Consider the following 26,309-nt stretch of genomic DNA (forward strand, 5'->3'; position numbering starts at 1 on the left):
GTTCTCCCTAGAACAAAGTCATTTGATCGCTGTCTTTCTCTGTGTTCAAACTAACGGAGATACCGATAAGCCTGATACCTCTATTTTGTTGCCTTTCTAAACCTTCTTTGAGCAATTCTAAGAAATAACCTTTGTCTAGGTGTAATTTTTTATGTTCGACAGTGGTTTGCTTAAAATCCTGAAACTTCAGTTTTAATCCTTGTTTGATGATGTCGTTATCTCGTGAGGCTTTTTCTAGCCTTTCAACCAGCTTTGGATACAGGGTTTCAATGGCTTCAATGCATTGTTGCTCTGAATAAATGTCAGTCTGAAAAGTCCTTTCTACGCCAACGGACTTCCGAACCCGACTTGTTTCAACTTTACGGTTATCGATACCATGACACCTTTGCCACAAGACTTGGCCGAATTTACCAAAATGATTTAAAAGCACATGATGGTCACTTTCTTTGATGTCTTTACCTTTATAAAAGCCAAGCTTATGCAATTTCTCTAAAGTAACTTTGCCGACACCTGATATTTTCCCTAACTCAAGCTGCTCAATAAAACTATCCATTTTGTGCGGAGGAATAACGCAGATACCATTGGGTTTATTAATATCAGAGGCCACTTTAGCAACAAATTTCAACGGAGCTACCCCCGCACTTGCAGTCAGGTTTAATTCATTCCAGATTGTTTTCCTAATATCCTCAGCAATCAAGGTGGCTGAACCTTGGAAAAGCGTGGAGTCTGTGACATCCAGATAAGCTTCATCTAATGAAAGTGGCTCGATGAGGTCTGTGTATCGAGAAAAAATATCGCGGATCTGTTTGGAAACGGCTTTGTATTTATCCATGTTACTGGGAACAAGGGTTAACTGAGGGCAAAGTTTGAGAGCTTTGGCTGTAGGCATGGCAGAATGAAGACCAAATTGCCGAGCTTCATAATTGCAGGTTGAAAGAACCCCACGTCCATATTGAGAGCCGCCAATTGCAATAGGGATCCCTCGTAGTTCGGGGTTGTCTCTGGCTTCGACGGCTGCGTAATAACAGTCAAGATCTATGTGTATGATTTTCTGCACAAAAATTAACCTAACAAGTCCAATACAATAATTTCCAGCACTATGCCCTTAGTTATGCGTTTAAAATGGCGAGCAATAAAGTATATCAGATACTGTTTAAATATACAGTCTTTGGGTGGTCGGAATTATGGAAGTTGTGATGGTTTGCAACTAACCGTGAGATACCGAAACGGTAAAATGGCAGAGCAATCCGTCTAATTAGTGTTAATGTAGCGCTAAAACCTCATGAGGTAATAACTCAGGTGACTAGATTTGCCTGTAAAGCAAGCCATTCTGGCTAAACCTAGCATCGTGAGGTTACTTGGGTATACACAGATATGATAGTGGATATGAATAAATCACAGTTAAAAGAAGAAATTGTCAGTATGTTGCAGCAGCAACATAACATTACCCTTGATGCTGTCAATCAAGCGGTTGCCTCTGCGACAGACAAAGAGACCATTCCCGAGCACAAATACGATACCTTGGCGCTTGAGGCCGCTTACCTCGCTCATGGTCAAGCAATGAGAGTGACTGAAAGTGAAGAGCGGATCCGTCAGTTTTTGGCGTTAGACTTACCGCAAAATCCTGACCAAGTTACGCTGGGTTGCTTAGTGGCATTGCGTGATGAAAACGCTTCACTGCATTGGTTTTTTGTGTCTCCTGTTTCCGGTGGGTTAAAAGTGAATTGGCAAGGATTATCAATTATTCTGGTTACCTTTCAATCGCCCCTCGGTAAAGCATTGAGAGGCAAAGAGCTTGGCGATGATGTCGAGTATTTGGTTGGTAATGAAACCAAATATTATCAAGTTGAGACGATTTTCTAACACTTAATAGAAAAATTTATTATATCGTTACCGAGAGAATAGAAACGAGAAGAGTAAATAATGATCAAAAGAACGTTAGTTTTTGCCCTTTTGTTGGCAACGAGTCAAAGCAATGCAATGCAATGTAATGTCGATTTGAAAAATGGAATTCGCGTCAATGACCAAAGTGTCGAAGTCAATCAAAGCGATGGCAAAAAGGCGGTGTTTGATGAGCAAGGTAACTTAAGTATTGCAGGCTATAAGATGGTGCTTGACGAAGAGCAAAAGAAAGCACTGGAAGGTTACCGTAGCAAGATTAACGATAATATTGTCAAAGCTCAGGACATGACTAAAAGTGGCCTAGAGCTGGTGGATAATATTATTGCTGATGTCTCTAGCAGCTTTAAAATCGAGGGCTCTCTTGATGGCGTGAAAAAGTCGGTTCATCAGTTTTATTCCGATATTGAAGCTCGTTATCAAGATAAAGGAGACTTGATCCTGCCGGCTAATCTTCTGTCTGATTGGCAAAAAAATGGCACTGAGGAATTGTCACGATTAACGGATCTGATAGACAAAGAGTTTACCACCGATATTTTTGAGGCGATGTCCACCAAGATGAATAAGGAAGGTGGCCTAAATTTATCTGAATTAGCAACGACGATGAGTGAACTTAAAGCGCGTGTCAGTAAAGATTTTGCTGATCATCAAAAAGACATTGAGGATCAGGCAAAGAAGATGTGTGAATCTTTACAAGATTCTGCAAAAGCAGAGCAAGATTTGCATCAGAAAATCCCTGAACTTGCCAGCTACTCGATTTTTAACCTTGAGAAAAAGCAATAGAACTGGCTCTTTAATAGTCAAAAAAACTTATTGTGAGGTTTTATACAGTGAGCAATAGAAGCTAACGTACGATATTTAGGTTAATAATTGGTCAAAAGAAATCAACCTAGAGAATTATACTTGAGCAAAACGCTACTCTGTAATAATGTACTAGCTCACTAGTTTTAGAGTTTTTACCTATGTCACAGAAAAGTACTCGCGAGCATTTTAGTTCTCGCCTTGGTTTTGTTCTTGCCGCTGCAGGTGCCGCTGTTGGGCTGGGGAATATATGGGGATTCCCTACTCAGGCTGCCAGTAACGGTGGCGGTGCTTTTCTTATTGTTTATCTCACTTTGATCGTCGTTGTCGCCTTTCCTATGTTGATTTCGGAAATGGCGATTGGGCGTCATGGTCAATCAAACCCAGTCGATAGCATGCGAAGTCTGACGGCATCGCCTGCTGGAAAAAACATGGGTGCTGCTATTGGCTGGTTTGGTCTGAGTGTGCCCAGTCTGGTATTGGCATTTTACAGTATCGTCGGCGGCTGGTTGATCTGCTTCTTCTTCGGCGCAATTTGTGACCTCTTTTCTTTCAACCAAGCCGCGGCTTGGCTCAAAGGTTTTAGCGCAGAAAGAAACTTGTTAGGTACGCTGGTATTTTATCTTTTGACCATCTTGATCGTTCAAGGTGGCATTAAACAAGGTATTGAAAAGTGGTCCACTCGTTTAATGCCTGCACTGTTTGTGTTATTTGCGCTCCTTTTTGTTTACATCATGACTCAGCAAGGCGCTGTTGAGGGGCTTAAACATTACTTGATCCCTGATTTTGACAAGGTGATGGACCGTAAACTGATTTTGGCTGCGATGGGGCAGGGGTTCTTTTCACTCACCATTGGTGGTTGCTCAATGCTCATCTACGGCTCTTATCTGAGTAAAAATGAAAACCTGCCTAAAATGGCGATGAGTGTCACCTTAGTTGATACTAGTGTCGCCTTTATTGCTGGTCTCGTTGTTATGCCTGCGATGTATGTCGCGATGCAAAAAGGGGTCGAAATTTATGCGGCTGATGGCTCACTACTCAGTTCGGATACGTTAGTTTTTACCGTATTACCTTTGATGTTTGAGAGCTTAGGTTGGTTTGGGCAAGTCTTCCAGATACTCTTTTTCTTACTTCTGACCATAGCGGCGCTGACGTCTTCAATCTCAATGTTGGAATGCCCGGTCTCTTTGGTCAGTGAACGTTTTAACACAAAACGCTCAGTGACAAGCTGGGTTCTGGGTGGGGCTATTGCCTTAGTAAGCGCCGTGATTGTTTATCACTTTGAATCTTTATTTGGTTTGGTTGCCATGGTAGCGACACAATATTTGCAGCCTGTAGCAGCGCTTCTATTTTGTGTGTTTGCTGGCTGGGTATGGAAAAAAGCACCTAAGCTACAGGAGTTAGAGCAGGGCAACCCAAGCTTTGGACGCAGTTTATTCGGTAGAGTGTGGCCAATCTATACCAAATTCGTCTGCCCGCTGTTTATTTTTGTCGTGATTTGGGCCTCCCTGACTTAGCACTTGATGGAGAGTAGGCGTTACAGCTCTACTCTCCCTTGCATTAGCCTTTGCCGCGAGTTTTGGTTTTTTTACTTGGCGCGTTTTTCTCAATAAAACCAATGATCATAGCGGCGATATCTTTCCCTGTTGCTTGTTCAATACCCTCAAGTCCTGGTGACGAATTTACTTCCATAACCAATGGCCCTCGATTGGACCTGAGCAAATCGACGCCTGCCACATTGAGTCCCATGATCTTGGCGGCAGCAATGGCTGTGCGGCGCTCCTCGGGAGTGATCTTAATTAAAGAAGCGCAGCCTCCGCGATGCAAATTTGAACGAAACTCACCATCGGCACCTTGCCTTTTCATTGCTGCAATGACTTTATCACCGAGAACAAAACATCGAATATCTGCACCGCCGGCTTCTTTGATGTACTCTTGAACCATGATGTTGGCCTTTAGCCCCATAAAGGCTTCGATAACACTCTCAGCGGCTTTGCGCGTTTCGGCTAACACGACACCTATGCCTTGAGTGCCTTCGAGCAGTTTTATCACCACAGGTGTTCCACCGACCATATCAAGCAAGTCTTTTACATCGCCGGGCTTACTGGCAAAACCGGTGATCGGCATACCTATTCCTTTGCGAGAAAGTAATTGCATTGAGCGTAATTTATCTCTTGAGCGAGTGATCGCCACAGATTCATTCACAGGGTAAACATTCATCATTTCAAACTGACGTAAAACGGCCGTACCAAAAAAAGTCACAGACGCCCCTATTCTTGGAATAATAGCGTCAAAACCAGCAAGCTCCTCTCCTTGGTAATGAATTTCTGGTTTGTCTGAGTTAATGTTCATATAGCAGTGCAAAACATCAATCACTTTCACCTCATGGCCCCTACTTTGTGCGGCTTGAATGAGGCGTTGAGTTGAATAAAGCTCAGCATCACGAGATAAAATCCCAATCTTCATGACTGGATATCCTCAAAAGGCACAGAAAATGACAATGAAGGATCGACGATGATGTGTTGTTTCATCGCAGAGCGCCCAAGTAACATGTTGTATTTCATTGTGCTTCTATCGGTTAGGCCAATTTCTATCGGCCACAGCAGCGAGTTAAACTGGCAGAGAGTTTCAATGATGTAACGGGTCTCATCATGGCCACCAGAATTGCGGATCACACGTTGATCAATCAGTTTTGCTCTGCACTTAAGATCGCTTGTGGCACTTGATGAGTAGCGAAAATTGACCCATTGAATGCCATTTTGCGCTGATAATTTGATATCTAGCGCATGTAAGCACGATGTTTTTGCGCCTGTATCCAGTTTAACATTGATCATTTTGATGCCGAGCTCAGGTAAACTCATGGTCTCACGCCAGCCAGCACAGATTTTTTTATTCATCTTGATATCTATTGGTTAATAAGTCGCGTTCACTCGATCCCAGACCGCGTAATAGGGTAACAACGGTTCACTTAAGTTGAGGATCTAGAGGAAGGTTTTGATGAGGCGCGAATCTATCAATGGCGCAATAAAATGAACAATGAAAAATAATTGTCGATACGACAAAAATAAGCGGCAGAGCTGCTGCAGTTATTTTGGTGTTGTGCTTGAAAGGGCAATAAAAAAGCCAGCGAAATTGGCTGGCCTTTTTATCAAGCACTTAGGCTTTTTCTGGGATGGCTTCAAGTAGCGCGGTCATTTGTTGCCAAAACAGGCCGACAGTGTCGATCTTGACTTTTTCATCAGGAGAATGAGGAAACTTGATTGTGGGGCCAAAAGAGACCATGTCCATTTGCGGGTAAGGCTTTTTAAACAGTCCACACTCAAGGCCGGCATGAATCACCATGATATTTGGCTTGTGGCCGTAGATTTGGCTATACATGTCTCTAAAAACAGCCATGATTTCAGAGTCTGCATCGGGCTTCCAGCCAGGGTAAGCACCGGAAAATTCCAGCTCTGCTCCGGCTAATGTTGCCAAAGATGTCAGTACTTGTTCAACTTGTTCACGTCCTGAGTCGATCAAAGAACGAATTAAACATAAGATACTGACGTGAGTTTCTTGTGTAGTGATCACACCGACATTCAGCGATGTTTCTACTACGCCTTCTATGTCATCGCTCATTCGCATTACACCGTTAGGGCAAGCATTGAGTAGATTGATAAGTTTTGACTGATCGTTAGCCGCCATCACAGACGTGATTGACGTACTTGGTTGATTGAAAGACACAATGTCCGTTTCAACTTTGCCAAGTTCAGATTTGATCAGATCAGTAAAGCGATTGAAGGCGGCTTCCAGCGCTTGTAAATTCTTCTCTGGCAGCGCAACGGTAGCAAAAGCTTCGCGCGGAATGGCATTACGTAAACTTCCGCCACGTATCTCACTCAGTCTCAGATCTAAATCTTGAGCATGCATCGCTAGGAAACGCCCCATCAGCTTATTGGCGTTGGCGCGTCCGGTATGAATATCACAGCCTGAGTGGCCACCTTTTAGGCCTTTGATTACCAACTCTCGGGTTGTATAACCTGAGGGTACATCTTCGCGATGAATGGTCATGGTGATTTCACCATCCACACCACCAGCGCAGCCCATATAGACCTCACCTTCTTGCTCCGAATCTGTATTGAGTAAGATTTCACCTTCTAACCAACCAGCTTCGAGTCCAAAAGCGCCCGTCATTCCCGCTTCTTCATCAACGGTGAGTAACACTTCAAGTGGCCCGTGTTTAATGTCGGTTGAAGCCAGAACAGCAAGGCATGAAGCCATACCAATACCATTGTCAGAACCTAGAGTCGTGCCTTGGGCTGTGACCCAATCACCGTCGATATAAGGACGGATAGGATCTTTAGTAAAGTCGTGTACGGTATCTTCATTTTTTTGCGGAACCATATCGATATGAGCTTGGAGTACAACGCCTTTTTTGTTTTCCATTCCAGAAGTGGCAGGCTTACGAATAAATACGTTTCCTGTTGAATCCCTTCTTACCTCTAATCCTTGTTCCTTTGCCCATCCTACAATGTATCCAGCCAACGCCTCTTCATGTTTTGAAGGGTGAGGAATAGAGCAAATTTTATCAAAAAATTGCCATAGGATACTCGGGGATAGGTTACTTATTTCAGAATGGAATTCAGACACAGAAATCTCCTTAATTGACAATAAAAGCGACGTCTCTCTTCACTTTAAAGAATCATTATGTCATACGATGGCACAACTGGGTAATATCACCTTGCTTTGATGGGAAAGAAACCAGGGACCACTGTCGTTAGGCTTCTATTTTGCGCAATTTATGCCCGCTTCGCGGTGACTTTGTGTGACTATGGTCACATTTTTATTGAAAATCGATGTCTTTGTGGTATAGTGCAAAAACTAAGTTTGCAAAAAATGCTCACAGGAAGAGTCCGAGTGTTCGCCTCCATGGAACTGAGAAATCAATACGTTTAATTTGATTCAAAGGTGATTATTATGAAAGGTTTACCCTGCGCTCCTTACTGGCTCAATACAGCCATTTACACTAGCCGCTTTGTTTATCCAACCAGCTTTGGTTACTAGTTTGTAAAAAACTCACAGCGGTGTTGCAAGCCAATCCTCTATGCCACTTGATTTAAGTGGCATTTTTGTTTGAGTGACTTCTGTCTAAGTCGATATATATAACCTTCTGAACCTACTTCCATTTCTCTCCATTTATATTTTGGTGTACGGCTTTCCTTACCCACAAGCTGGAATAAATATAGCGGCAAGCGGCAATTGAATGTGGAATTTACTTTTTGATGACTTTATAATCCCGGCCAATCGATTACGCAACCGTTTATATTTACCCTTTTTAGGACTCGAACATGCTCGAAAAATTATTCAAGCTCAGCGAAAATGGCACTAATGTCAGAACTGAAATTATTGCTGGTATTACGACATTTTTGACAATGGCCTACATCATTTTTGTAAACCCAGCCATGTTAGCAGACGCTGGAATGGACAAAGGGGCGGTCTTTGTGGCGACCTGTCTTGCTGCAGCCATTGGATGCTTTATCATGGGCTTTGTTGCCAACTACCCGATAGCCTTGGCTCCAGGTATGGGGTTAAACGCCTTTTTTACTTATGGTGTTGTGTTAGGTATGGGACATACTTGGCAAGTGGCATTGGGCGCTGTGTTTGTATCAGGGCTGATCTTTATGGCTTTGAGTATCTTCAAAGTTCGTGAATGGGTGATCAATTCGATCCCAATGTCTCTGCGTACTGGGATTTCCGCTGGTATAGGGCTGTTTCTTGCCTTCATCGGTTTGCAAAATTCAGGCTTAGTGGTGGACAATCCGGCAACTTTGGTTGGACTTGGCAACATTACTGACTTAAAACCAGCGCTGGCAGCACTTGGTTTTTTTCTTACTATCGGTCTAGTTTATCGCGGCGTTCGCGGTGCGGTAATGATAGCAATTCTTGCCATTACAGCTTTGGGGCTATTGCTTGGTGACGTGCAGTGGGGAGGCGTGATGTCAGTTCCTCCGAGTATTGCACCTACTTTTCTTGAGATGAACATCGCTGATGTGTTCCAAGTGGGCATGATATCTGTGGTATTTGCTTTCTTATTTGTTGACCTATTTGATACCGCTGGCACATTAGTCGGCGTGGCATCCAAAGCTGGATTTATCAAAGAAGATGGTAAACTGCCACGCTTGAGTAAGGCGCTACTTGCGGATTCCACCGCGACATCTGTCGGTGCGGTACTAGGCACATCGAGCACGACCTCTTTTGTTGAATCTACAGCAGGCGTTGCGGCGGGTGGTCGTACGGGTTTGACTGCGGTTGTTGTCGGTATTTTATTCCTTTTAGCCCTGTTTTTCTCTCCGTTGGCTGGTATGATCCCAGCGTATGCTACTGCAGGCGCACTTTTTTATGTTGCGATATTAATGATGTCGGGCTTAGTGAGCGTTGATTGGCGAGATCTCACTGAAGCAGCGCCAGTGGTGGTGACGTGTTTGCTTATGCCTTTGACCTATTCCATTGCGGAAGGTATTGCGCTTGGTTTTATTTCTTACGCAGCAATAAAACTACTCAGTGGCCGAGGCCGTGAAGTATCAGTCAGTGTTTGGGTCTTATCTGCCATCTTTATTATTAAGTATCTGATCAGCTGATCCTTACTCTGCTGATGATAGTAAGTCATCAGCAGAGCTATTTTATAGAGTTTTTGTTTTTATTCGATTATCAGAGCATTGTGCGCGGAGGACCTTGGGTCGCCAAAGCGCGATGTCAAATTGTTTAGGTTATTTACATGAGTAAAAAATTTATTATTACTTGGGATCAAATGCATTCATACTGCCGTGAGTTGGCTGAGATGCAGATGCCTGCAGAGCAATGGAAAGGAATTTGGGCGGTCAGCCGTGGTGGTTTGGTTCCTGGGGCGATTTTGGCTCGTGAACTTGGGATCCGTTATGTCGATACTATTTGTATCTCAAGTTACGACCATGATCACCAACGTGATATGAGCGTACTTAAAGCGCCAGAGGGCGACGGTGAAGGGTACTTGATCATTGAAGATTTGGTTGATAGTGGGGATACCGCGCGTCAACTTCGCTCGATGTATCCAAAAGCGAAACTGATCGCTGTTTGTGCAAAACCTTCAGGCGTAGAGCTGCTTGATGACTACGTTGTCGATATTGCGCAAGATACTTGGATTGAGCAACCTTGGGATATGGCGATTCAATATATCGAGCCGATTAACCGCAAACAAAAATAATTGCTTGCTTAGATAACAATTTGCCGATGAAAAATGGTCCTCTCTTGGGCCATTTTTTATTATCATAGGTCAATACCCAAGTAAGCTCGTCTTTTGGTCGCTGATCACAGAGTCGATGTTATCGTAACTAATTTGAAAAGGACTTAGCTAAGTCGGGCTACCTTTTCTTTAAGCTCGCGGCCGAAACCATGCTGCGAGTTCGTCGTCTTTGGGTAGATCATTAACCGTCAACAAGAGAGTGACTCACATGTCTGAGGAAGTCAGCAAAAACCTGTCTGAAAATTTATTTATCAATCATAAACAGGCAAAAGAAACGTCCAACCTCATACGTTATCTCCCCACGAGTGAAGCGCTGTTGACCGAGAAAAAACAGAGCACGCCAGCGCACTGGTATCGAACCTTGCGCCGCGTTCAATGGGCATGGCAAGGCCTTGATCCGATTGATATCGACTCAGTGCTGGCAAAAATCGCAGCGTCAACCCATTCCAGGACGGACGATCAATGGATTGATACTGTGATGGGCTATCACGGTGGCAATTGGGCTTATGAGTGGATTAAGCTTGGGATCAAATACCAGAAAAAGGCGCGTTCTAGTGATGGCGAACAAGCGGCGGATTCATTGTTCCATGCTTCTTTGTGCTTTAGTGTGGCAGGTTACCCTCACCTGAAAAACGACAACCTTGCCCTTCAGGCGCAGACATTAGCCAGTAATGCGTATCTTGAAGCAACGAAAAAAACGCAACACATCATCAAACGAATTGAAATCCCCTTTGAAAAGAAAGTCATCGTTGCTCATTTGCATTTAAAAACCACAGAGACGCCTCAGCCTGTGGTCCTAGTGAGCGCAGGACTAGATAGTTTGCAAACCGATTTGTGGCATTTATACCGTGACCACTTGGCCGACAAAGGTCTGGCGATGCTGACTATTGACATGCCTGGTGTAGGGCACAATAGCCATTGGAATTTAACCGAAGACACGTCTCGTCTTCATCAAGCGGTTTTGAATGAGTTGTACAGCATCCCTTGGGTTGATCATCACAAAGTCGCTTTGATTGGCTTTCGTTTTGGCGGCAATGCCATGGTACGCTTGTCATTTTTTGAACAAGACAAAATCAAAGCGTGCGTTGCTATGGGAGCGCCCATCCATGATTTATTCACCTCTCCCGAGAAACTCAAGAATATGCCCAAAATGTACTTGGATGTGCTGGCATCGCGTCTGGGAAAAAATGTGGTGGATATTCATAGTTTGGCTGGACAGATGATGGCCTGGTCTTTAAAAGTGCAAGGGCTACTCTCAAGTCGAAAAACTCGAGTGCCTATATTGGCGATGAGTATGGACAACGATCCTGTATCGCCGCACAGTGATAATCAGATGGTTGCGCTATTTAGCGATTATGGCAAGGCAAAGAAAATCAAAGCCAAAACAATTACAGAAGGGTATGAGCAATCCCTCGAATTAGCGATAAAGTGGATAGAAGATGAGCTAAAAAGGTGACTTTTTTGTTAATCCAGACAACAATTAAACTGTAAAGACCTACCCAAACTTTTCAGTCCCGTTTCTCAAAATTGAGAATAAAATGAATATGGAGATTCATTATGTCTGAACAAACCAAGCAACCGACTCACTATCGTTTATTATCATCGCTTAAAGCGATTGGGCCTTATTTACGTGAGTCATTGAGCCAAGATGGCACGTATATTTTTGATTGTCTTTCCGTGTGTGTGAATGACAAAAAGTCACCAGAAGAAAGGGAGTTTTGGGGCTGGTGGCTGCAATTAGAGCAAACGGACCAATCTTTTGAAGCACGTTACAGCTCTGGACTGTATGACTCGGCTGGGGAATGGAAAGAAAAATCACTGCCGAAAAAAACCATCCAAGATGTGACAAGAACCCAAGCGGTATTTCACGAAAAGCTGGTTAAGATGCTTGAGAAAGAGTTCGAAATTTCCGTTACCTTACACGAAGAATCGCATACGTTTGTAGAAGCCTGAAGGGGCTTTACCATTAAGTTGAACAAAAAGGCGCTCACAGCGCCTTTTCTACTTGTGAAATTGTCTCGACATTGCTAAAACATGATTCTCTGTCTCGGTGATTATTTTGCTCACGACAACCTCGTGGTGAATAAGACTCAGTGACGTCAAAGGCTCGCCTTAGAGCGAGTCGGACCGGACATATCATGTATTTTTAAAGTAGTAGGGCAATGGATAAAAAAAGCGCACAATCATTTCAATCCCAAACCGTAGTGGTTAAGCTGGGAACAAGCGTATTAACAGGTGGCACACTTGCATTAGACAGAGCTCATATGGTCGAGCTCGCGCGCCAGTGTGCAGAGTTAAAAAAGCAGGGACATTCTGTGGTATTGGTTTCTTCTGGCGCGATTGCTGCTGGTCGTGAACACCTTGCGTATCCAACCCTTCCCAACTCCATGGCAAGCAAACAACTGTTGGCGGCGGTGGGTCAAAGTCAGTTAATCCAGACTTGGGAGTCACTCTTTGCCCTCTATGGCATCAAAATTGGTCAGATGTTGCTTACCCGCGCCGACCTAGAAGACAGAGAACGCTTTCTCAATGCGCGTGATACCATTCAAGCGCTGATTAAGCACGATATTATTCCGGTCGTGAATGAAAATGACGCCGTTGCCACCAGTGAAATCAAAGTGGGTGACAACGACAATCTCTCTGCGCTAGTAGGGATTTTATGTTCTGCTGATAAATTATTGCTGCTTACCGATCAAAAAGGTCTTTTCACCGCCGATCCAAGAAAAGATCCTAATGCAGAGCTTATCACTGAAGTCAAAACCATCGATGATACGCTGAGAAATATCGCAGGAGGGAGCGGAACAGCGCTCGGCACTGGTGGTATGGCGACCAAGCTTCAGGCAGCAGATATTGCCAGAAGAGCAGGCATTGAAGTGATGATTGCAGCGGGGAGCTCGGCCAATGTGATTTTTGATGCATTGAGCGACACACCGCAAGGCACTCGTTTCTTGCCAAGCGAAGAAGCGCTTGAGCATAGAAAACGTTGGATTTTAGCGGGCCCAAGTACCTCTGGCGATATCATTATCGACCAAGGCGCTGTCACAGCTGTGTTGAAAGGTGGGAGCAGTTTACTGGCAAAAGGCGTGGTCAAAGTCAGTGGTGAATTTGCTCGCGGCGAAGTGGTGTGCGTTAAAGGCGTTAATAATAAAGTCTGCGCACGAGGCATTGCCAGCTATTCAAGTAAAGATATGGCTCAGATTGTTGGCAAGCACAGCAAAGACATTGTTAAAATCTTAGGTTACGATTACGGCACTGAAGTGATTCACCGAGATGACATGGTCATAATCCATGAGTAAGGAAGTAAAATTGGAACTAATTTCGATGGGAAAAGCGGCCAAGCAGGCGGCTTTTCAACTAGCCACCACATCGACGGCTAAAAAAAACGAAGCACTGGCTATCATTGCTGATGAGCTTGAAGCCAAAGCAGACGTGATCTTAGCGGCCAATGCGAAAGACATCGCGAAAGGCCGTGAGTCAGGCATGTCAGAGGCTCTACTGGATAGACTATTACTCAATCCAGAGCGTTTGCAAAATATTGCTGGTGACGTCAGAAATGTCATAAAGCTCAACGATCCCATTGGCAGTGAACTTGAGAGTAAGGTGCTTGAAAATGGCCTATCGTTAGCGAAGCGCCGTGTACCGCTTGGCGTGGTTGGGGTTATCTACGAAGCGCGCCCAAATGTGACTATCGATATTGCGGCTTTGTGCCTTAAAACCGGCAACGCCAGTATCTTACGTGGTGGCAGCGAAACCTTCTTCTCCAATATTGAGTTGGTCAAAGTGATTCAATCGGCATTAGAAAAAGCCGGTTTGCCAGCGGAGTCTGTCCAGTACATCGACAAACCCGATCGTGAATTGGTATCGCAACTGCTCAAATTAGATGAGTACGTTGATATGATCATTCCACGCGGCGGCGCAGGCTTGCACAAAATGTGTAAAGAAAACAGCTCAATTCCGGTCATCATCGGTGGATTTGGTATCAGCCATGTCTTCGTTGATGAAAGCGCTGATCTTGAAAAATCGGTTCAAGTGGTGGCGAATGCGAAGCTGCAACGTCCATCGGCGTGTAATGCACTTGATACGTTATTGGTTCACGAGCGTGTTGCTGAGCCGTTTTTGGCGATGTTGGCCGAGTTACTCAAAGACAAGATTACCTATGTAGTTGAATCTGCTACCTGTGAAAAAATGCCGAAGGTGCCTAACATGCGTTTGGCGCAAGATGGGGACTTTGATACTGAGTGGTTGAGCTATACCTTAGGGGTTAAATCGGTGGCGAGCACTGCTGAGGCGATTGAACATATGCGTGAGCACAATGCCAGTCATTCCGATGCGATTATGACCAATAGCATTGAAAATGCGGAGCTATTTATTAACTCGGTTGACTCTGCGGCTGTGTATGTCAATGCCTCGACGCGCTTTACCGATGGGGCACAGTTTGGCCTTGGCGCTGAAGTTGCTGTCTCAACACAAAAGCTTCATGCAAGAGGCCCTATGGGTCTTGAAGAGCTCACCAGCTACAAATGGATTGGCAAGGCAAATTATTTGTCTCGTCCTTAAGTTTTGCAAAACAATCATGATAGAAAAGGGGCGATATGCCCCTTTTTCTTTCCATAAATCAAGGGAATCCGTTAGACTACAATTCTCATATATGGAGGTGATATGCATTGTCCTTTTTGCTCTGAGAATGACACAAAAGTCATTGACTCGCGTTTGGTTGCCGACGGACACCAAGTCAGGCGTCGTCGTCAGTGTTTAGCTTGTAGTGAGCGCTTCACTACCTTTGAAAGCGCAGAACTTGTCATGCCGAAAGTCGTTAAGTCGAACGGCAATCGAGAGCCGTTTGATGAAGACAAAATGGTCGGAGGCTTGCAAAGAGCGTTAGAAAAAAGACCAGTAAGCGCGGATTCTGTCGATGTGGCGATCAGCATGATTAAATCTCGTCTGCGTGCAACCGGTGAGCGAGAAGTACCAAGTGACATGATTGGCAATCTTGTGATGGAGCAACTTAAAGATCTCGATAAAGTTGCCTACATTCGTTTTGCCTCTGTTTATCGAAGCTTTGAAGACATCAAAGAGTTCGGTGAAGAAATTGCCAAACTAGAAGATTAATTGATCAAGGTTTTCGGATGTTCACCATAGAAGATCATACCCATATGTCTCGCGCTCTCAAGCTCGCTGAACTTGGGAAGTACACCACAGCCCCAAACCCCAGAGTGGGCTGTGTTATCGTTAAAGACGGCTTGGTGGTCGGTGAAGGCTTTCACTATCGCGCTGGCGAGCCTCATGCAGAGGTTCATGCGCTGCAAGCGGCCAAAGAGCGCGCTATTGGGGCGACGGTGTATGTCACCCTTGAGCCTTGCTCTCACTATGGGCGCACTCCTCCATGCGCAGAAGCCTTGATAAAAGCCAAAGTAGGGCGCGTTGTGTGCGCCATGCAAGATCCGAATACTTTGGTGTCTGGGCGAGGCATCCAAATGCTGCGCAGCGCAGGTATTGAGGTTGATGTCGGTTTGCTTGAACAAGATGCGCTTGATCTCAATCGCGCTTTTATCAAAACCATGCGTAGTGGCTTACCCTTTGTTCAGCTCAAACTGGCTGGCAGCCTTGATGGGCAAACCGCGTTAAAAAATGGTCAAAGCCAGTGGATCACCTCAAGTCAAGCTCGCCAAGATGTGCAAGCATTCAGAGCGCAAAGCGGCGCCATATTATCCACCAGTAAAACCGTGATAGAAGACAATGCATCACTGACGGTGCGCTGGTCAGAACTTCCAGCCAGCATTCAAGCGATTTACCCTGAAAAGGCGCTGCGCCAACCTCCACGTGTCATTCTTGATCGCAAGCAAACATTGACCTCTGATCTGAGATTCTTTCAATCACAGAGTGAGTCGATTATCATTGCACCCAGTAATGAGCATTTTGATGAGCTCGATTGGTCTAAACAACTTGAATTGTTACCGATCTTCAAAACTTTAGCCAAAACTTACAGCATTAATCATTTGTGGGTTGAAGCGGGCGCAACCTTATCTCGCAGCTTGATCCGTGAAGGTTTGGTTGATGAACTCATTCTCTATATTGCACCTAAACTTATGGGGAATGATGGCCGAGGGCTGCTGGGTGATTTAGGCTTAACCAGCTTAGAGCAAGCCATTGACCTTGATATTAAAGAGGTCAGAATGGTCGGTAAAGATTTGCGTATAATCGCTAACCCTATTAGTAAAGAATAGTAATCATGTTTACAGGTATTATTGAAGCCGTCGGAACCCTGACTGAATTGACCCCCAAAGGGGAGGACGTCAGTGTCACGATTGATGTTGGCAAACTCGACATGTCAGATGTGAAACTGGGCGATAGCATCGCTGCCAATGGCGTGTGTTTGACCGTGGTGAACTTCACTCAGTCGAGTTACAGTGCCGATCTCTCACTGGAAACACTGCGTAAAACTGGTTTTAATCAGTATCAAATAGGTCGCAAGCTGAATTTAGAAAAAGCCATGTTGCCCACCACACGCTTTGGTGGTCACATTGTTTCGGGTCACGTGGATGCCGTTGGGGAAATCACCGAGCGGATCAGCGTTGGACGCGCTTGGGAGTTTTGGGTCTCTGTGCCTGCGGATCTGACTCGCTATATCGCTGAGAAAGGTTCAATAACCGTGGATGGCGTCAGCTTAACGGTGAATGCACTGCGCAAAGATGCGTTTAAGCTCACCATAGTGCCCCATACCAGTAAAGAAACCACCATCGCCTCGTTTGAAGTTGGGCAAGCGGTCAATTTAGAGGTTGATATCCTAGCAAGGTACATGGAGCGTCTATTAACAGGGCGTCAGTCAGAGCCATCTTCTGGGTTGACGATGGAATTCTTGCAGCAAAATGGCTTTGCCTAACTTTTTATATTGCACTTTGAGTCAGTCAAAAAATTAAATCACAGGACAATTACAATGCCGATCAGTACCCCCCAAGAAATAATCGAAGATATCCGCCTAGGAAAAATGGTCATTCTTATGGATGACGAAGATCGTGAAAATGAGGGCGATCTGATCATGGCGGCCGAAAAGGTAACGCCTGAGGCAATCAATTTTATGGCAACTCATGGCCGTGGTTTAATTTGTTTAACCATGACTAAAGACCGTTGTGAGCGCTTAGGCCTGCCTCCTATGGTTCAAGACAACAACGCGCAATATACCACTAACTTTACTGTTTCAATTGAAGCAGCAGAAGGGGTGACCACCGGGATTTCAGCGGCTGATCGCTCTCGCACAGTCCAAGCGGCCGTTGCGCCGCAAGCCAAAGCGGCAGATTTGGTTCAACCTGGGCATATTTTCCCGCTCGCAGCGCAAGACGGCGGCGTTTTGACTCGCGCTGGGCATACCGAAGCGGGCTGTGATTTAGCGCGTCTTGCCGGGCTTGAGCCGTCTGGCGTGATTGTTGAGATCTTAAAAGACGATGGCAGCATGGCCCGTCGCCCAGACCTTGAGATTTTCTCAGAGAAACACGGCGTTAAACTTGGCACCATTGCCGATTTGATTGAGTATCGCAATAACACCGAAACCACCATAGAGCGCGTTGCTCAGTGTATGCTGCCAACGGAATTTGGTGAATTTGAGCTGGTGACCTTCCGCGATACTATAGATAACCAAATCCACTATGCCCTGTGCAAAGGTGACATCAAAGAGCAAGCGCCACTGGTGCGCGTTCACCTGCAAGATACCTTTACTGACCTCTTGTATAGCGACCGAAATGCAGAGCGTAGCTGGACGCTATCAGCGGCAATGAAGCGTATCGGTGAAGATGGCGGCGTATTGGTGATCCTTGGTAACGAGGAGTCCACTGAGCTTCTGATCCACCGAGTGAAAATGTTTGAAGCGCAAGATAAAGGCAACGCACCAACGCTTGCTAAAAAGCAAGGCACCTCAAGACGGGTAGGGGTTGGCTCTCAAATTCTTGCTGATCTTGGCGTTAGTGATATGCGTTTGCTCTCATCAACCAATAAGAAATACCACGCTCTAGGCGGTTTTGGCCTGAATGTGGTTGAGTACGTTTGTGAGTAAATGGGTTAGATGATGGTTTAGAAAAAGGCTCCGGGTGGGGCCTTTTTTGGTTTTGGGGGACAGAATTGAAGTGCGAGGTGCTGATTGTGAGGGTTTTGGCCATTTCTGTGTTGCAATTTCTTATGAATGCCGGATATTTGGATAAATTTAGTTAGGGCAAAATAAAAGACCTGCCCCCGAGCATGTTCCCTTGCCTGCTAGCAGTTCCACACCAAGAAAAGATAACGCTAAAAACGAGTAACGCTCATCGTTTAAAGGTGATGAACTTTGTTACGATAAACTGATCATCCCCATCAGCTATGTTGATAGTTTTTTTATGTTTGGCCTCAACTGCCTAAAAAAATTGCTCTACTACATCAGACAAGGAAATGATAAATTCTTCTCTACTCTTGTATTCACTTGCCATACATTCACTTATAGCAATATCATGTGCTATTGAGCCCTCTTCAGCAAAGTAGGAATAAACATCGCAATTTTGAGTAGCTGATTTAGCCCATGATTCTTGAGACAGCTTAATCTTTTTTTGATAATCAACAGCACCAGACAAATACTCATCCAAATTCAAATACGCCTTTTGCATTTTAGCTCTAGATGTAGCCTCAACTTCTTTTTTACAGCTTAAAAGCTCGCTCGATGAACTTAAATTAGTGCAAGCAGATACCGATACGCTTGAAAAAAGAAAAATAAGAGTAGAAATTATAAGTTTTGTATTCATTCACCCTGTCCTCTCAAGTAATTTGCTCTTTGTCTTCCTGATTCATAAGAGTTCAACACAGAGCTTCCTTCAATATAATCAATTAGGACTTGTCTATCATTTAACATACCTTTTGTCATTGGTTTAGGGCCTTTTGTAAACCCTTGATATACGAAGTCGACCAGAATATCTCTGATCTTACTATCAAGCTCTAGCCAATTCACCCTACTTTCTTTATTCTTTGTCCATTTCCAGTAGTTATTCTTAGCTCTATTTTCATATTCCGGATAGATAGATGTAAAGAGGTTATGTTGGTCCTTTCTTGTAATCGCATCTATTTTATTTATATTTTGATTTACAAACTGACTGGCGTTCTCTCCTTTTAATCCCGCACTTTCTGATATCAGTTTTGCTATATCAGGGAAAACTCCAGCATTCGTCAAATCTGCTAGTACTTCTTCCTGACTCCTATTACCACAATCATACCCCCTCCCTATTGTCACACCTGAATTGCTATTTCCTGGCCAATGAATTTTCCTTGAGAAGTAATTTGAACTTTCTGCATCATTACCTTCGGCGTTAAAAGTCACCTGTCCCTTGGGCACTGTTAACCACTTCTGGTCCATCTCATCATCAACAAACTTCCAACCTTCTTTAATAGCTTCATCTAAAGCGAGAATGGTATTTTTGTCTACAATCCCATCAACGTTACCAAATTGGTAACTTTTATGTGTGGTATGTGTAGGTTTATAGTGAGCTTGAAACTGTTTAACTGCGCCTTCTGTCGCGCGGCCAAAATCGCCATCTGCACCAAATTTACCTAAGTTAAAGCCACAGTCAATCAGAGCCTGTTGGACTTTTTTGATCTCTTCAGTCTCTATTGAGCCTTTTTTAAGGGCGTTAAACTTACCAGCAGCTAGCTCATTGAGCGGCTTGGATTGTTTTAGCGATGATTTGAGTATCAGCTCATCTTCAGAGTCATTTTTCGCAGATTCAGTGGCTTGTTGAGGTGAAGGTGCTGGAGATGTCTTCGTTTCAATTCTATCTGACGGTTCATGAGCATTTTCAATAATACCTTGATCAAATGTACCTTTTGATAGATCACCCATTGGCTTTAAGGGACGCCCAAGCGGATCAGCCGCACCATTTTCGGTAGGATTTAAACGACCACGGATCGCATCATTCTTTTTTTTAAATTCCTCGAAACCTTTTGCCTCAAGCTCAAGCTGTTCCTGCTCTTTCTTTTGGTAGAGGGAATTCTGATCCTGTGAATATGCCTTTTGTGCATCAAAAATGCTTGGATACTTTACTCTTTTGTAGACCATAGAATAGACGATAGGATCATGCCCTAAATATTGCTGCATCGCGGTTTGGTCATAAAACATATCAACGGCTTGATCGTAGGTGACATGACACTTTTCCCAAAAAGCACTACCGCGCTGTGCGAATGGATAGTTGCGACCTTTCGGTGGAGGATTACTACTCATGGTTTACTCACATTGTTGAATAAAGAATATAAAATCATAGCGATTTTTCTTTGTGTATAATATAGGCAACCTGTTAAATAGGTAAATTCACTATTAAAAACAACATTTAGAAGCCTATCGAGAGCACCTAGCGAATATTTTGAACTCTTGAATAAAGCCGCATGCTTCCAGAGTGATTTTCAGAGCAAAGGGAAAAATTAATGACACACAACGACTTGAGTAAAAATCAAGACATATTTAGATGGAGAGGGGAGGGTGTTAAAGGTGAAAGTTATTCAGGACACACACCTAAAAAACTTCCACGAAAATAATTCAGGACACACCAAAATAATAGGGAGAGAATGACCAGCTATCTCATTATTTTTCCCTCATCAAGATGAACTTTCTCACTGTAGCTTCGGTCATGATTGACAACCTCGACCATTAGGTTTTTTGTGTCGATATTTTTAGGTAACTTGTAGCCTTGTTTTCGACCAGCGAGCGAGAGGGCAGTTAGCTGGCATTCTGAGTTAACCTTATCATTGCACTGGTCTATGTGCGCTTTAATAAAAGTGTTCCCTTTATTTTCCATAACTAATTCGTCATCTTTCACTATTACTGAAAAATCTATTTTTTGCTTGTTGGCTGGTATAACAAATATGGGACGATAGCCGAAGTTATTACTTACTTCCGATTTTATTTTACCTTCAGGATCATAGTTCGAGGGTTCAAAGCTTACAAAAAAATATTGATCATTACTAAAGTCACATTTGGTTCCGCAAAGAGAACGAACACCTACGTTTTTTTCTCGACCAGGCTCGACAATCATTTTGGGATGAGTAAGGGTAACTTTCCAGTCATCAAAGTTATCTTCGGTATAAGGCGTTTTCACTAGCTCATTGTCTTGGACTTTTAATTGAATAATTTTCGTTTGTATAAATTCAGGTATCGTTTTTTCATTGGATACAGTAAATACACCATTTCCATACTCATCGCTTACTAAAAGCATAGTATTAACATTCATCGCAAACGTTGAGTTAGCAAATACTAGGGCTGCTAAAGTGGTGACTTTTTTCATTATTTAATTCCTACAGGTTGATTTAGAAAAAAATTTGTTCAGGTGTTACTTCTGAGCGCGAATATTGCGCTATGCTATCTATACTCTGGTATTTTTTTGAATGAGTAACAGGTCACTCTCACTGGCGAGATACACGGATGTTGGACGTCCTAGTTTTGTTGTTATCATCTCAGCGCCTTGGCCTATGATTAAATCGATTTGAGACTTAAAAAATAAATATTCAAAGCCACCAATATACAGAACGTTTATCTCTCTATTTTTATTAACTCAGAGGTTTAACTGTTAAAAGTGTGTGTCCTGAATAATGGAATTTACGCATGAAATAAGGTACTAAAATGGGAAAATGAGACACACCTTCAGCTTTACAGCTGGCCTGATAAAGACTATAAATCTCTCAAAATCACATCACAATATATATCGCCAATAGGGCAAGTTAATAGAGTGTTAGCCTGTGACAGGTGATCAAATGAAATGTTCTCTCTAATATCATTATTTATTAGATTTACTTGAACTTGATTATTTAGAAGAAGAAAGGATGCGATAAATGAAATTTTAATAAACATTTTAATATTTACCCTTATTTTATATTTTTGCAAGATAAATAATTCGGGACACACACCAATAAAAATACCTAAAGAATCACTCTTTTAGTGTATATTTACAGTGAGTGTCCTAAATAGTTTTACTAGATAAAAAATATAGTATCTTTATGGTTGGTTAAAGTTAAATGATTAGTACTTTTCATTCTTTCGTATCTAAACCTTATTAAGCAGTATATTGATTAAATTATAAGCAAATTTCTACGACAAAAGAACGTGCTGTTTCAGAGGCTGAATACGATGCAATACAAAAGCTAGGATAAGTAGAAGAAAAAGTATCTTTTGGTTCAAACTCAACTAAGGTTAGAATCTGTTTTCTTTCACCTGAGACATTATCATTGCAGTTAATATTTCCATAAATGTCAGTATTAATTTTGTAAAGTGTCCATAATGAGTCAGTGTCAGGTCTATCAATGTGCATATCAAATTCAACTGAACCACTCGCGTCAGAATCTCCGCCCACAATTAGACCTTTAATATTAAGCCCCATGTTTCCATTTTCTAAATTTTTGTTGTTATTTACTGTCAATTTCAAATCACCAGATTCTCCCGGCCCCAAAGTAGTGAAACTAGATTGCGCGTATAGATCCCCGTTTATTCTTACCTCTCTTGGAACATATATGTGGTTAGTAGTATTTTTCAAAGTTACTTTGAATTCTTCTTGCTCTTTTTCAGAGGACATAATTCCCGTTGTACTTTTTAGGGAATCGAGCTTACTCACAACTGATTCAGCAGTCTTGGAGGATAAATTACGTTGTGTGTTAGATAGCTCGCATCGTTCAATCAATTTCACGCTTGCATGAGAATCGTAATGGCTAATCAGACTTCCTTTAGTACCATAAACCACAGTTCCTTTTGTCTGATAATCTTCCATTTTCTGTTCGTCCATCTATCTTTACTCCATAAAAAGCTGACTAATTTTTTGCTTTAGTAAGCATTCATTTAATTTGATGAATTGGCATATTAAAAAATACACTTATCTATAAGCCACGAATGAATGCAACAAAATTAACACACATGAAACAATACGGGTCAATAATAAACCAACTCTATTGATGGGATTGTTGTAAGAAAATTTAAGCCTTGTCACACTTGGAGTTATTACTAAAACCTCACTAAATCGGTAATTGATGACACACACCAAAAGAGCTAGTAACGATCTTTGTTTAGTTAGTTGGTTTCTATGAAGAATTCAGAAGATACACTTAATAAAAGCCATAACAGCTCAGTGCTTCTTTGTAGCTAACTTCAACGTGTAAGAATAGATAAATTGAAAATAAAGGTATCTTTAATTAAAAAAGCCTGTATATTGAATCTTGCTCTGGCAAAGAGTTGTTTCAAGATAAAATATAAAGAAAGTTTTTCAGCGTCATCCTTAGCAAGTTTCTCTCTGTAATCTCCTTAATCCTATATCCCAAAAATAATACTTATGTTCAGTGCACCCTAATTTTAATTTTATAAGGGGCATAATATGTCTAATCAAGTAATTGGTACAGTAAAGTGGTTTAACGAAACTAAAGGTTTCGGTTTTATTTCTCAAGAAAATAGTGATGATTTATTTGTTCATTTCCGGAACATTTTAGGCGATGGTTTTAAGAAGCTTGTTGAAGGTGATAAAGTTTCTTTTACTGTAGGTAGAGGTCCAAAGGGTCTTCAAGCTGAAAATGTAACGACTATTTAGTCTTAACGTTGAATTTAAATGACCTTGTCATAAGAACGACAAGGTCGTCGCTCTGACAAAGAGTTGTTTCAAGATAATATATAAAGATAGTTTTCCAGCGTCATCCCTAGCAAGTTTCTCTCTGTAATCACCTTAATTCTCTATCCTAAAATAATACCTATGTCCAGTGCACTCTAATTTTAATTTTTTAAGGGGCATAATATGTCTAATCAAATCATAAATAACGAGAATAGAATTAGTAAAAATAAAGCTATTCAAAATACAAAAAAGTCAATCAATGAAAAAATAAAGGTGAATAGTCTTCTACAGAGAATTGTAAGTGGTCAAGCTGGTGTTGTTTTGGAGGAATAGCTCTAGTGGTCAATACTTTAATAAAACGATTCAGGATAAAATAATTCAAGACACACACCCATTTGATTAAAAATTAAGGCGCAGTCAGGTGACTAGAGGAGATGCCATATCTAAACCAGACATGGCAATATTCGCGTTATTTTCGATAACGGCTCTAAGCATAGTATTTACGCTTCATTCTCAAAGCAACGTTAACCAAAGCGATTAAGACAGGCACTTCAACCAAGGGCCCAATAACACCGGCAAACGCTTGATCAGAGTTTAAGCCAAATACAGCGATGGATACGGCGATGGCCAATTCAAAGTTGTTGCCTGATGAAGTAAAGGCGATAGACGCATTTTGATCGTAAGGGATCCCCAAACGTTTTCCGATATAAAAGCTTACAAAAAACATCACCATAAAATAAATGATCAGTGGCAGGGCAATGCGCAGAACGTCCATGGGTAACTCGATGATCATTTCACCTTTTAGACTAAACATCAAAACGATGGTAGCCAACAGTGCAATCAGAGTTATGGGGGAAATGCGCGGAATGAAGACGTCGTTGTACCACTGTTCACCTTTAGCTGAGACCAAGAGTTTACGGCTTAAAAAGCCAGCTAAGAAAGGAATGCCTAAATAAATCAGCACGCTCTGGGCAATATCCCAGATAGTAATATCGACAACAAAACTTTCCAGACCAAAGTAAGGAGGTAAAACAGTAATAAATAGCCATGCCATAAAACTGTAGGTGACAATTTGAAACGCGCTATTTAGTGCAACGAGGGTTGCGCCGTATTCTTTATTTCCACCACTGATGTCATTCCAAACCAACACCATAGCAATACATCGGGCCAGGCCGATCAGGATGAGTCCCACCATATAGCCGGGTTGATCTCGTAAGAAAACAATCGCTAACAGGAACATTAAGGTAGGCCCTACCAGCCAGTTCATCACCAAAGAAAGCGTTATCGCGCGTTTATCACGAGTCACTTCCCCTAGAAGGCTGTAGTTCACTTTTGCAAGTGGCGGATACATCATTAAGATCAAGCCAATGGCAAGTGGAATATTGGTTGAGCCAACAGATAGACTCTCGTTCCACTGAGCGACTTGAGGAAATAATACGCCAACTCCGACACCAAAGGCCATGGCAAGAAAAATCCATACGGTTAGGTATCGATCGAGAAAACTCATTTTTTCAGATGCGCTGGTTTCGACACAGCTTGAGATGTTAGTCATACAGACCTCTTTCAATTGAAATTAATAAGCCAGCGAAATTGAACATCATTCGCTTACACCGTTTGAACACGACTTACCTTTGAGGAACTGCAACTCAGGCTCGATAAGTGTCAAATTATGTTTGAGGGTGATCTCCAGCACTTGCTTGACCCAAGGTGCGAGCATGGGGTTGATTTGGTAGTAAATCCACTTACCGCGTCGCTCATCTAGAACCAGTCCGTGTTTTCGTAATTCGGAAAGGTGTCGAGAGACTTTGGGTTGGCTGAGATTAAGCGCCCTCATTAGATCACAAACGCATAACTCCCCTTTTTTTTGCATTAAAAGTAGAGATTTAAGCCGAGTTTCCTCAGCAAGTGCTTTGTAAAGAAGGATTGGATTGAGCATAGGAACTCTTCAATGAAAAACATATATGAAATATCATATATATGGAATTCCATATATGTCAACTTTTTCGTTAAACATCGGCTTTGGAGAGGCAAATAAATTTAGGAAACCAAAAGAACTAAGAGTCGCTTGTTATTTACGTTTTACTGCAACCACAGAGTATGTGTGCCAATGCTTCGTTTGACCTGACGATGTTTTGCCATTTTCATCACGTTCAAAGAATCTGATTATTTCAAAATCAGAGAATAACCCTTTTACTTCTAATTCCGATAAAGGTGTTGTTGGACTATGGTGGTTTTTCGCCCAAGTGTCTTTGAGCCCCATAAAGTCACCAGCGAATACGCCGCCCACCTCAATAGAAGATTCAATCTTGTGCCAAGTTGTGTCAAATTGGCTTGGATCTGCAAAGAACAGACTGGAATTTGCGATAACAACACCGGATTTGGGATAGTCAAAAGATTCAAACGAAGACTCTGAAATATCCACGAATGGCTTTGAACTAAACCTGTCTCGACAAATGGCAACCGAATCAGGATTAATATCGAAGCCATGCACGGTAAATCCCTGTTTTTCAAGATATTCAATTTCGCTCCCTGTGCCACAACCACAGTCAGTCGCTACTCTGAGATTGGACTGATTCAGTTGAACGGCAAACTCAGTCCGTTTTGCATGCGGCCGAGCGAGTGTTTTTTGATAATATTGATGCCAAATTTGGTTTTTTTTGTTCATAAGAATCTGATTTTAATGAATAGATTGGAGGTAAGTATTCCTTGTTTGCCTTGAGTCAACTCGACAGGGTTGAACCTTGGCAATGTGGCGCATAACCTTCATTTGT

The 26,309-nt window shown here is 42.6% G+C and carries 27 protein-coding genes; 16 read left to right on the forward strand and 11 right to left on the reverse strand.

The window, feature by feature from the left end; all coding sequences use genetic code 11:
• Nucleotides 1-7 precede the first annotated feature (7 nt).
• Nucleotides 8-1,057: a DNA polymerase IV gene (gene dinB / locus RH40_RS12555; protein WP_009601914.1), complete on the reverse strand. Its 1,050-nt coding sequence runs from the start codon at nt 1,055-1,057 to the stop codon at nt 8-10.
• Between the two features lie 329 nt (nt 1,058-1,386).
• Between dinB and RH40_RS12560 the strand changes: the two genes are divergently transcribed.
• From RH40_RS12560 to RH40_RS12570, 3 genes are all read left to right on the forward strand, one after another.
• Nucleotides 1,387-1,863: a GreA/GreB family elongation factor gene (locus tag RH40_RS12560; RefSeq protein ID WP_039954695.1), complete on the forward strand. Its 477-nt coding sequence runs from the start codon at nt 1,387-1,389 to the stop codon at nt 1,861-1,863.
• Between the two features lie 60 nt (nt 1,864-1,923).
• The gene (locus RH40_RS12565; protein WP_009601916.1) at nt 1,924-2,682 is read left to right on the forward strand and encodes a DUF2884 family protein; all 759 of its coding nucleotides are present in this window, start codon (nt 1,924-1,926) and stop codon (nt 2,680-2,682) included.
• Between the two features lie 179 nt (nt 2,683-2,861).
• Entirely contained in the window at nt 2,862-4,217 is a 1,356-nt protein-coding gene (locus RH40_RS12570) for a sodium-dependent transporter (protein WP_009601917.1), read from the forward strand.
• Nucleotides 4,218-4,260: 43 nt separating this feature from the next.
• Here the strand turns inward: RH40_RS12570 and rimK are convergent, their stop codons facing one another.
• The 3 genes from rimK to RH40_RS12585 all read right to left on the reverse strand — a co-directional run bounded on the left by rimK (nt 4,261) and on the right by RH40_RS12585 (nt 7,329).
• On the reverse strand, nt 4,261-5,166 hold the full coding sequence (gene rimK, locus RH40_RS12575; RefSeq protein WP_009601918.1) for a 30S ribosomal protein S6--L-glutamate ligase: 906 nt from the start codon (nt 5,164-5,166) through the stop codon (nt 4,261-4,263).
• Nucleotides 5,163-5,597, reverse strand: coding sequence for an ATP-dependent zinc protease family protein (locus RH40_RS12580; RefSeq protein WP_009601919.1), 435 nt, complete (start codon nt 5,595-5,597; stop codon nt 5,163-5,165). Before RH40_RS12580 ends, rimK begins: the two co-directional genes overlap by 4 nt.
• A 259-nt stretch (nt 5,598-5,856) precedes the next feature.
• Nucleotides 5,857-7,329, reverse strand: a complete 1,473-nt coding sequence (locus tag RH40_RS12585; RefSeq protein ID WP_009601920.1) for an aminoacyl-histidine dipeptidase — start codon at nt 7,327-7,329, stop codon at nt 5,857-5,859.
• 327 nt (nt 7,330-7,656) lie between these two features.
• On the opposite strand from RH40_RS12585, the gene vcdP reads away from it, so the two are divergent.
• From vcdP to ribBA, 11 genes are all read left to right on the forward strand, one after another.
• Nucleotides 7,657-7,743, forward strand: coding sequence for a small protein VcdP (gene vcdP / locus RH40_RS21345; RefSeq protein WP_500691345.1), 87 nt, complete (start codon nt 7,657-7,659; stop codon nt 7,741-7,743).
• Nucleotides 7,744-8,027: 284 nt separating this feature from the next.
• Nucleotides 8,028-9,317, forward strand: a complete 1,290-nt coding sequence (locus RH40_RS12590; protein WP_009601921.1) for an NCS2 family permease — start codon at nt 8,028-8,030, stop codon at nt 9,315-9,317.
• 137 nt (nt 9,318-9,454) lie between these two features.
• Nucleotides 9,455-9,919, forward strand: coding sequence for a xanthine phosphoribosyltransferase (gpt, locus tag RH40_RS12595; protein WP_009601922.1), 465 nt, complete (start codon nt 9,455-9,457; stop codon nt 9,917-9,919).
• Nucleotides 9,920-10,166: 247 nt separating this feature from the next.
• Nucleotides 10,167-11,414 carry an esterase FrsA gene (gene frsA / locus RH40_RS12600; protein WP_009601923.1) on the forward strand — a complete coding sequence of 416 codons (1,248 nt, stop codon included), beginning with the start codon at nt 10,167-10,169 and terminating at the stop codon, nt 11,412-11,414.
• 101 nt (nt 11,415-11,515) lie between these two features.
• A complete protein-coding gene (gene crl / locus RH40_RS12605; protein ID WP_009601924.1) occupies nt 11,516-11,911 on the forward strand; it encodes a sigma factor-binding protein Crl in 396 nt (131 codons plus the stop codon).
• Nucleotides 11,912-12,120: 209 nt separating this feature from the next.
• Nucleotides 12,121-13,254, forward strand: coding sequence for a glutamate 5-kinase (gene proB / locus RH40_RS12610; RefSeq protein ID WP_009601925.1), 1,134 nt, complete (start codon nt 12,121-12,123; stop codon nt 13,252-13,254).
• 10 nt (nt 13,255-13,264) lie between these two features.
• Nucleotides 13,265-14,515 (forward strand): glutamate-5-semialdehyde dehydrogenase, encoded by a 1,251-nt coding sequence (locus RH40_RS12615; RefSeq protein ID WP_039954700.1) that lies wholly within the window; start codon nt 13,265-13,267, stop codon nt 14,513-14,515.
• Between the two features lie 102 nt (nt 14,516-14,617).
• Nucleotides 14,618-15,067, forward strand: a complete 450-nt coding sequence (nrdR, locus tag RH40_RS12620; RefSeq protein WP_009601927.1) for a transcriptional regulator NrdR — start codon at nt 14,618-14,620, stop codon at nt 15,065-15,067.
• 17 nt (nt 15,068-15,084) lie between these two features.
• Nucleotides 15,085-16,182 carry a bifunctional diaminohydroxyphosphoribosylaminopyrimidine deaminase/5-amino-6-(5-phosphoribosylamino)uracil reductase RibD gene (gene ribD, locus RH40_RS12625; RefSeq protein ID WP_009601928.1) on the forward strand — a complete coding sequence of 366 codons (1,098 nt, stop codon included), beginning with the start codon at nt 15,085-15,087 and terminating at the stop codon, nt 16,180-16,182.
• 5 nt (nt 16,183-16,187) lie between these two features.
• Nucleotides 16,188-16,838: a riboflavin synthase gene (locus RH40_RS12630; protein ID WP_009601929.1), complete on the forward strand. Its 651-nt coding sequence runs from the start codon at nt 16,188-16,190 to the stop codon at nt 16,836-16,838.
• Between the two features lie 54 nt (nt 16,839-16,892).
• Nucleotides 16,893-18,002, forward strand: coding sequence for a bifunctional 3,4-dihydroxy-2-butanone-4-phosphate synthase/GTP cyclohydrolase II (gene ribBA, locus RH40_RS12635; protein ID WP_009601930.1), 1,110 nt, complete (start codon nt 16,893-16,895; stop codon nt 18,000-18,002).
• 334 nt (nt 18,003-18,336) lie between these two features.
• Here the strand turns inward: ribBA and RH40_RS12640 are convergent, their stop codons facing one another.
• The 4 genes from RH40_RS12640 to RH40_RS12655 all read right to left on the reverse strand — a co-directional run bounded on the left by RH40_RS12640 (nt 18,337) and on the right by RH40_RS12655 (nt 22,728).
• Nucleotides 18,337-18,717: a lysozyme inhibitor LprI family protein gene (locus RH40_RS12640; RefSeq protein WP_009601931.1), complete on the reverse strand. Its 381-nt coding sequence runs from the start codon at nt 18,715-18,717 to the stop codon at nt 18,337-18,339.
• On the reverse strand, nt 18,714-20,183 hold the full coding sequence (locus RH40_RS20100; RefSeq protein ID WP_009601932.1) for a pesticin C-terminus-like muramidase: 1,470 nt from the start codon (nt 20,181-20,183) through the stop codon (nt 18,714-18,716). Before RH40_RS20100 ends, RH40_RS12640 begins: the two co-directional genes overlap by 4 nt.
• Nucleotides 20,184-20,532: 349 nt before the next feature.
• Nucleotides 20,533-21,240 (reverse strand): hypothetical protein, encoded by a 708-nt coding sequence (locus tag RH40_RS12650; protein ID WP_009601933.1) that lies wholly within the window; start codon nt 21,238-21,240, stop codon nt 20,533-20,535.
• A gap of 786 nt (nt 21,241-22,026) precedes the next feature.
• Nucleotides 22,027-22,728 (reverse strand): hypothetical protein, encoded by a 702-nt coding sequence (locus tag RH40_RS12655; RefSeq protein ID WP_009601935.1) that lies wholly within the window; start codon nt 22,726-22,728, stop codon nt 22,027-22,029.
• Between the two features lie 582 nt (nt 22,729-23,310).
• Between RH40_RS12655 and RH40_RS12660 the strand changes: the two genes are divergently transcribed.
• Together RH40_RS12660 and RH40_RS20905 are read left to right on the forward strand one after the other, a co-directional pair.
• Nucleotides 23,311-23,520, forward strand: a complete 210-nt coding sequence (locus tag RH40_RS12660; RefSeq protein ID WP_009601936.1) for a cold-shock protein — start codon at nt 23,311-23,313, stop codon at nt 23,518-23,520.
• Nucleotides 23,521-23,721: 201 nt separating this feature from the next.
• Nucleotides 23,722-23,871 (forward strand): hypothetical protein, encoded by a 150-nt coding sequence (locus tag RH40_RS20905; RefSeq protein WP_009601937.1) that lies wholly within the window; start codon nt 23,722-23,724, stop codon nt 23,869-23,871.
• A 154-nt stretch (nt 23,872-24,025) separates the two neighbouring features.
• Here RH40_RS20905 and arsB read toward each other — a convergent pair whose 3' ends face one another.
• From arsB to RH40_RS12675, 3 genes are all read right to left on the reverse strand, one after another.
• Nucleotides 24,026-25,090, reverse strand: a complete 1,065-nt coding sequence (arsB, locus tag RH40_RS12665; protein ID WP_009601938.1) for an ACR3 family arsenite efflux transporter — start codon at nt 25,088-25,090, stop codon at nt 24,026-24,028.
• A 45-nt stretch (nt 25,091-25,135) separates the two neighbouring features.
• Nucleotides 25,136-25,474: a metalloregulator ArsR/SmtB family transcription factor gene (locus RH40_RS12670; protein WP_009601939.1), complete on the reverse strand. Its 339-nt coding sequence runs from the start codon at nt 25,472-25,474 to the stop codon at nt 25,136-25,138.
• 132 nt (nt 25,475-25,606) lie between these two features.
• The gene (locus RH40_RS12675) at nt 25,607-26,203 is read right to left on the reverse strand and encodes a class I SAM-dependent methyltransferase (RefSeq protein WP_009601940.1); all 597 of its coding nucleotides are present in this window, start codon (nt 26,201-26,203) and stop codon (nt 25,607-25,609) included.
• Nucleotides 26,204-26,309 lie beyond the last annotated feature (106 nt).

It is taken from the genome of Vibrio caribbeanicus ATCC BAA-2122, assembly GCF_000165125.1.
GTDB lineage: Bacteria > Pseudomonadota > Gammaproteobacteria > Enterobacterales > Vibrionaceae > Vibrio > Vibrio caribbeanicus.